The sequence below is a fragment of the Roseobacter sp. genome (assembly GCF_039970775.1).
Taxonomy (GTDB): domain Bacteria; phylum Pseudomonadota; class Alphaproteobacteria; order Rhodobacterales; family Rhodobacteraceae; genus Roseobacter.
The window spans coordinates 1-7,419 of the sequence record NZ_JBDVLG010000018.1 but is presented as its reverse complement, the minus strand read 5'-3'; the positions used below and the strand labels follow the sequence as shown (position 1 = coordinate 7,419).

The 7,419-nt window shown below is 54.4% G+C and carries 7 protein-coding genes; 2 read left to right on the top strand and 5 right to left on the bottom strand.

All coding sequences use genetic code 11. The annotated features are described in order from the left end of the window. From ABJH13_RS03365 to uxuA, 5 genes are all read right to left on the bottom strand, one after another. Positions 1-873: ABC transporter permease (locus ABJH13_RS03365; RefSeq protein ID WP_348404806.1), on the bottom strand; the 873-nt coding region annotated here is incomplete at its 3' end. Next, on the bottom strand, positions 870-2,387 hold the full coding sequence (locus tag ABJH13_RS03360; protein WP_348404805.1) for a sugar ABC transporter ATP-binding protein: 1,518 nt from the start codon (positions 2,385-2,387) through the stop codon (positions 870-872). The genes ABJH13_RS03360 and ABJH13_RS03365, both read right to left, overlap by 4 nt. Before the next feature lie 53 nt (positions 2,388-2,440). Then, complete coding sequence (locus ABJH13_RS03355; protein ID WP_348404804.1) at positions 2,441-3,406, bottom strand: substrate-binding domain-containing protein; 966 nt, start codon at positions 3,404-3,406, stop codon at positions 2,441-2,443. Between the two features lie 66 nt (positions 3,407-3,472). Next, a complete protein-coding gene (locus ABJH13_RS03350; RefSeq protein WP_348404803.1) occupies positions 3,473-4,258 on the bottom strand; it encodes an SDR family oxidoreductase in 786 nt (261 codons plus the stop codon). Then, a complete protein-coding gene (uxuA, locus tag ABJH13_RS03345) occupies positions 4,258-5,439 on the bottom strand; it encodes a mannonate dehydratase (RefSeq protein WP_348404802.1) in 1,182 nt (393 codons plus the stop codon). The genes ABJH13_RS03350 and uxuA overlap by 1 nt, the downstream gene beginning before the upstream one ends. Before the next feature lie 155 nt (positions 5,440-5,594). On the opposite strand from uxuA, the gene ABJH13_RS03340 reads away from it, so the two are divergent. Next, positions 5,595-6,320, top strand: a complete 726-nt coding sequence (locus ABJH13_RS03340) for an FCD domain-containing protein (protein ID WP_348404801.1) — start codon at positions 5,595-5,597, stop codon at positions 6,318-6,320. Beyond that, positions 6,317-7,207, top strand: coding sequence for an SMP-30/gluconolactonase/LRE family protein (locus ABJH13_RS03335; RefSeq protein WP_348404800.1), 891 nt, complete (start codon positions 6,317-6,319; stop codon positions 7,205-7,207). The genes ABJH13_RS03340 and ABJH13_RS03335 overlap by 4 nt, the downstream gene beginning before the upstream one ends. Positions 7,208-7,419 lie beyond the last annotated feature (212 nt).

The following is a 7,419-nucleotide window of genomic DNA, read 5'->3' as shown; positions in this document are numbered from 1 at the left end:
GGTCATGGCATTCAACAACACCCCCAGAAACAGCACGCCGATGAACGCGCCCCAGATCGACCCTTTGCCACCAAACAGGCTGATGCCGCCGATAATCACGGCAGAAATCACCTCAAGCTCCATCCCGCGTGCAATCGTGGGGTTGCCCGCGCCAACAAGCGAGGAATAGATGATCCCGCCCGTGGCGGCGAAAACACTGGTCATCATGAGGCAGATAGTTTTGGTACGCCAGACGTTGATGCCCGATAGACGCGCGGCTTCTATATTGCCGCCCACCGCATAGATCGACCGACCGAGAGTTGTGTAGTTAGAAATCGTAAAGGTGATAGCAAAGGAAACAGCCAGCAAATAAACGGGCACAGGTACGCCAAGGAACCGCCCCGACCCGATGACATAGTACCAAGACGGGAAGCTCGCAATCGGCACCCCTCCGGTGATCAGGTTTGCCAGGCCTGCCAGTGTCGCCATCATCGCCAGTGATGTGATGAACGTGGGCACTCCGACCCGTTGTCGAAGCTGCCCGTTCACGAACCCAATTGAGGCTGCAAAGCACACCGCAGCGAAGACGCCCAAGACCACTGTCCAAACCGCAGGTTCAAACGCACCTCCCGAGGCAAAATCCACGACCCAAGCCGTAATACATGCCGATACCGCCACCATAGAGCCCACACTCAGATCAATCTCACCCGAGATGATCACAAGCGCCATGCCAAAGGCGATCATACCCGGCACCGCAATATTGCGCAGCACGTTCAATTGATTGTTGATGGTAAAGAATCCGTTCGCCGTGTTCGCCACGAGAATATAAAAGGCAATCAGGATCAAAACCATGGAACGCTCACGCAGCATGGTCAGCAGTTTCTCGCGTGTCATATGGCTTCTTTCGTGGACAGTGAGGTATCAGTCATACAGGCGGCATAAAGGTCTTTAGCGTCCAGCCCCTCGTTGAGGAATTCGGCCATGATCCGTCCATCCCGCAGGACCAAAATGCGGTCGCAGCATTCGGTGAGATCTTCGAGTTCCGTAGAGGCCACGATGGAACTCAGGCCAGACCGCGCTTTTTCCCAGATAATTTGATAGATTTGCCGTTTGGCCTGCACATCAACACCCCGTGCGGGTTCGTCAAAAAGCAGGATATTTGGATCATTGTTCATCCAGTTTCCGACGACGATCTTTTGCTGATTGCCACCAGACAAGGACGACACTGGCAACATCGGATCGCCCGACTTGATTTGAAGGTCTGATATTTGGTTGGCCGCAAAGGGGCGTTCGTGGGCCAGAGATGTCCACCCCTTGGGCGCGATCTTTTCCTGTCCCGCAAGACACAAGTTGGCATGGCTCGACAAAAGCTGCACAAGGCCTGAATGTTTGCGGTCCTCTGACGTATACCCGACTCCCAGTGCCTTCATTTTAGGAATAGATGGCTTGTGTACCGTTTGACCCGCGACCGCGATGGTGCCAGCATCCGGTGTGCGTGCGCCGTAGATACAATGGAAAAGTTCGGTCCGTCCGGCCCCCAGCATGCCTGCGATGCCCAGCACCTCTCCCGGATAAAGATCAAACGAGACATCATCGAAATAGGGCGCGCACGCCAACCCCTTCACTGACAGCGCGGGCGTATCCTTGGCGATGGGATGTGTGGGGCGCTCCAACGATTCCATTTCCCCGAACATCATGTCGAGTATGACCTGCGGCGTGGCCTGTTCAATCGGTACGCTGCCCACAAAAACCCCGTCTCGGATGGCGGTGACGGTGTCGGCAATCTGCGGCAACTCCGACAGGCGGTGGGTGATGTAAATAATGGTGACACCCAGCGCCTTCAGGCGATGCACCATCTCAAACAGTTGATTGACCTCGGCCTGTGCCAAGGCTGACGTCGGTTCGTCCAACTGCAAGATCTTCGGATCAAAGCTCATCGCTTTGACGATTTCGACCATCTGTTGTTGTCCGATCGAGAGTGTCTCGACGAGGGCTTTGGGATCAATCCCGGCGGCCCCAATTTTATCGAGCAGCGCTTGCGCGTTGCGATAGACTGCAGGCCAGTCAACCAGACCGATACGGGTCTTGGGCAGACGCCCCAGGAAAATATTCTCTCCAACGCTTAGCCCCTGTGCAAGGCTTAATTCTTGATAAACGGTTGCCAATCCACGTGCAAAAGCTTGATTGGGATCGGCACTGGTTGCGTCAACGGAGATACCATTAATGCGGATTTCGCCTACTGTCGGCGAAATCGCACCGGACATCATCTTGATAAAGGTGCTTTTGCCCGATCCGTTCTTGCCGATCAGCGCATGCACCTGTCCAGAAGCAAACACATGACTAAACCGATCGAGCGCTTTGACGTCGCCGTAGTGCTTAGTCAGATTAATCAGTTCTAGATCAGACACGTGAGGACCGCCCTTTGGTGGGGTGGCACCGCCTAAGTGGCGATGCCGTCTTTTTATTGGATGCTTTCGACGAATTCGGTCACAGCGTCTGGATTGTTGCGTGACAACAGCAACGCGGGCACAGTCGTCTCGGACGGAACCGCCCCACCTTTGATCGCGGTCAAAGCAGCCTGCGCACCCATTGAACCCATTTGGATCGGCGCCTGTGCTGTGGTCGCTTGTAGGACATTGTCACCAGCCAAAAGCCCGCGTGCCAATTGCTCGGATCCATCGATGCCGAAAACAAAGACTTCGCCCGCTTTGCCCGCATTACGCACGGCTTGCATGGCACCAACTGTGCCGCCTTCATTGGCTGCGTAGATGACGTTGACTTCAGGGTTCGCAGTCAGGATGTCGGTCGCAACGGTCACCGCGTCCTCTGGCTGCCAGGCATCCTGTTCGGTCACGATGGTAACGTCATTACCTTCAGCAACGGCATCTTTAAAACCACCTGTGCGATCACCGCTTTGCTCTGGTAACAACGATGAGAACGCCAAAATGGCGACATTGGCGGACCCATCGAGGCTGGCCGCAACAAATGCTGCGGCAGCTCCACCAGTGGATGCGCCCAGATCACGGTTCGCGGTCGAAAATGTCGCGTTTGGAATGCTAGCATCGCTCAGCCCGCCGTTAAGCGCGACAACCACGATCCCTGCGTCACGGGCACGCTTCAATGCTGCCGCAGAATTGTCGGCGGATAGCGGTGCGATGACAATCGCATCGACGCCACGGGCAATGTAGGTATCAATCGCTTCAATTTCGCGGGCCTGATCGCCGTCGATATTTGTTTCCAGAACCTCAGCACCAGCAGCCTCAGCCGTTTCGCGTACACCTTGTTGCAGGAACTGCATAAACTGGTCACCTTGGAACACAACGCTGGCGATCACCGGTGCCTCTTGCGCAAAGACGGGTACCGCGAATGTCGTCGATACCGCCAACGCGGTGGCTTTCAAAAAGTTGCGACGTTTAAGGTTTCTCATATTGGTCTCCTCCCAATTGGGGCGATATGCCCTTTTATTAATTCCTTCACTGCCCACGGTGGCGCATCAAACTCCCAGCTGTGCCGTCAGCCCTCCGTCAATTTTCATGTCAGTCCCGGTCACAAAACCGGCAGCCGTTGAACACAGGTATGCGATCATCGCGCTTGTCTCATTGGTCGTGCCGACGCGACCCAAGGGATGGGATTTACCGAATTCGGCAATCATGTCTTCCATCGATTTACCGTCTTTGGCCAATGCGCGTGCCGAGAATTCCAACAACGGCGTGCGGACTGACCCGGGGCTGACGGAATTCACACGGATCTTGTCAGCCGCACAATCGACAGCCATGGCACGGGTCAACGCATGGATCGCGCCCTTGGTGGTTGCATAGGCCAGAACGGCACTCTGATTGGCGTATCCCTGAACCGACGACACATGTACAATTGCAGCCCCATTGGCCGCGCGTAAAAGTGAATAAAGTAAGTGCGAAGTCAGATAGCAGGACCGCAAATTGACGGCGATTGTATTATCCCATTCTTCTGGCGTGGTCGTGGCAACCGTTCCATAGGTCTGGATTGCCGCAGCATTGACCAAGCCGTGCAGGCCGTCGGTTTGGCCTGCGATCTCCTCCGCCCAAGCCGTGACCGAACTGGTGTTCGACACGTCCACTTTGGATACAGTGACAGACAGGTTTTCCGCCTTAGCAATTGCTGACGCTTCGGCGTTCCTTGTCGAGTCGATGCCAGCGAGAAACACCCGCGCACCAGAGCGTGCAAGGTATAGCGCGGCTTCCAGCCCGATACCGCTGGTCCCCGTCACTGCAAAGAATTTGCCGGAAAAATCTATCTGCATCACGGGTTCTCCAATGCAGCAATGGCGCGCGCGATCCCGCGTAATTCCGCCAAGCCCTTGAGCCGCCCAATGGCCGAATATCCGGGATTTGTATCCTTGGTGATGTCATCAATCAGCAGATGCCCGTGGTCAGGGCGCATCGGGATCGTAGCGTCATCGCGGCCATCAGCACGACGCCGAGCTTCTTCCCTCATCAAGATCTGTGCCAACGCGACCATATCCACGCCCCCTTCCAAATGGTCATCCTCGAAAAAGGCCCCTCCGTCTTGCAGGGTTACATTGCGCAGATGGGCAAAATGGATGCGATCAGCAAAGTTTTGGGCAATTTTTAGAACGTCATTATCTGCACGCGAACCCAGTGATCCCGCACATAGCGTAATCCCATTGGCCACAGCCGGAACCGCATCAAACAAAGCTGCATAATCAGCTTGCGTCGACACAACCCGCGGCAGGCCGAAGATTGAATAAGGTGGATCATCAGGATGTAGGCAAATACGCGCGCCGCAGGCCTGGGCAGCAGGTGTCACCGCTTTTAGAAAGGTGATCAGGTTTGCACGCAAGGCGGCGGGGTCAATCTGGTCATATTCGGCAATGGCTGCGCGAATGTCCTCGCGTCCGTGGTTCAACTCAGAGCCTGGTAACCCTGCAATGATCGTCGTTTCTAGCCGTATGCAATCGTCACGGTCCATCCCTGCGAAACACGTTCTGGCCGCTGCAATCGTTTGCGGGTCGTAATCTGCCTTGGCATCTGCGCGCGCAAGAATGAAAAGATCATAGGCCGCAAATTCCACAGGATCGAACCGCAGCGCCAAACCGCCATTCGGGGCTGGATAACGCAGATCCGTGCGTGTCCAGTCCACGACCGGCATGAAGTTATAACAAATTACGTCCAAGCCCTCAGCAGCCAAATTTTGCATCGTCTCGATCCATCTGGCGATGTACTTTGGGGCTTCTTCCGTGCCAAGCTTGATGGCTGGATGAACGGGTATGCTTTCTACAACAGACCATTCCAAACCTGCCGCAGCGATTATATCGCGGCGCAAGACGATCTCTTTGCGCGTCCAGACCTCACCGGGCGGCATGTGGTGTAACGCGGTCACGATGCCCGCAGCACCCGCTTGACGGACATGCCCCAAACTTACGGAATCGTCCGGTCCAAACCATCGCCAAGTTTCAATCATGCGTTCCTCTCTCTCATGCGGTAGCCTGTGCCAAATGCAGAATGGAAATCAACTGTTTTGTTGGGCCAGATTTGTGGTATCATTCATATCTACCGACTATTTGCGGAAATTTACCATATTTTTTCACGTCTGGTCCAACAAGATTGTATCTAATCATGAGCAAAACAATGGCGCACAAAGACAAGAACGGCGGCGCTGTCGATGTGCTCGTGCAGCAAATCAGGCAGTATATCTACGAGAATCAGCTTGCTGTTGGGGATAACCTTCCGTCGGAACGGGACCTTGGCACGCGGTTCGCAGCCGCCCGTAATACCGTGCGCGAGGCGATCCGAATTTTGAAAGCCTATGGTGTTATCGATGTCCGTCCTAAAGTTGGTGCCGTTCTGGTCGATCGGCACATGGATGCGATTTTTGACGTCTTTTCATTTCAGATAGGCCTATCCCGCGAGACGTTCCTCGATATCCAGAATTTCCGCCGGCTGATCGAAGTCAACTCGGTCGATCGGCTGTTTAAGAATCTTGACGATGATATCTTCGCTCAATTGGCTGCAATCAATGAAACGTTGCGCCAGTCAGACACCGTGGAAAAGGCCGCAGAGATCGATTTTAATTTCCATAGCACGTTGCTGGAAACCACGGGCAATCGCACTCTGGTCACGGTCTATAAATCAATGCGCCCGATGATTGGACGCTTGATGGAAACGGGCAAAGAGACCGATGGCCTCGAGAGCACCTACGAGGCCCATGTCGGCATCCTGCAAGCGCTGCAAAAGCGCGACCGCTTAGCCTATATGTACCTGATGGATCAGCATCTCGATCACGGGCTCAGCTATATCGAAAACTCTCTCGGTCATCCGCGCGCAAAAGAAAACCAAACATGAGGCCAAAGTGTATCGCACAAACCAATGATGTCTGCGGCGAGGCTGCGACCTGGGACGCAACTCGGGGTTTGCTGTATTGGTGCGATATCAATCGCTTTTTGTTACACATCCTTAACCCTGAGACGGGTGCTCTTAAAACGGTACCTTTCGACGAGCCTGTGACGGCCATATCGCTGACGGATCGGGACGGTTGGCTGTTGATTGCATTGGGCTCATGTCTGATTTTGTTCAACCCCGATACGGAAACCCGCGAGGATCTTGCCAATGGAATGCTTCTTGATTGGCCAGAGCTGCGTTTTAATGACGGGCGCAGCGATCCGTCGGGTGCATTCTGGATCGGTTCCATGGGCAATAACGTCGGGCCTCAGGGAGAGGCGTTGCCTGCGCAAGACGGGAAAGGAACCCTTTATCGGTACCGTGGGGGAACAAAATTAGAAGGGGTTGAAACCGGCATCGGGATTCCAAACACATTGTGCTGGGCACCTGATGGAGAAACGTTCTATTTTGGCGACACACTGAAGAATGAAATTGGTGCCTATCCGTGCACCCCTGTCTCAGGGGACATTGGAGCTGGAAGACCCTTTTTCGCTGGATTTGAACGTGGTTTACCTGATGGGTCAGCTATGGACACGGAGGGATACCTTTGGAATTGCCGCTATGGAGGCCGCTGTATCGTGCGGGTAGCACCGACCGGTGAAGTCGACCGCATTGTCGATTTGCCTGTCGAAAATGTAACGACCTGTACCTTTGGTGGGCCGGACCTAAAGACATTGTTCATTACCACCGCAGGTGCAGAAAAAACAGGCATAGAACCGTTAGCAGGCGGCTTGTTCGCACTCGATGTTGACACGTCGGGCCTTAAGGAAAATGTGTTTTCTGTCGAGTAGCCCAAGACCATTCGCCATTGGAAACCACACCATGTCTGACCAAAGCAGCCATCGGCCTAGCTCGCGGCATCCGGCAAAAAGCTGATTTTGTTGAAAAACTCTCTCTTGATCGAGGCCTGATCTGTTTGTTCAATTCTCTAAACGAACGGAGGGATTGGGGATGATGGGACCGAGGCAAGAGGCGCAGGCGGCCTTGTTCTACGAGTTCTCGC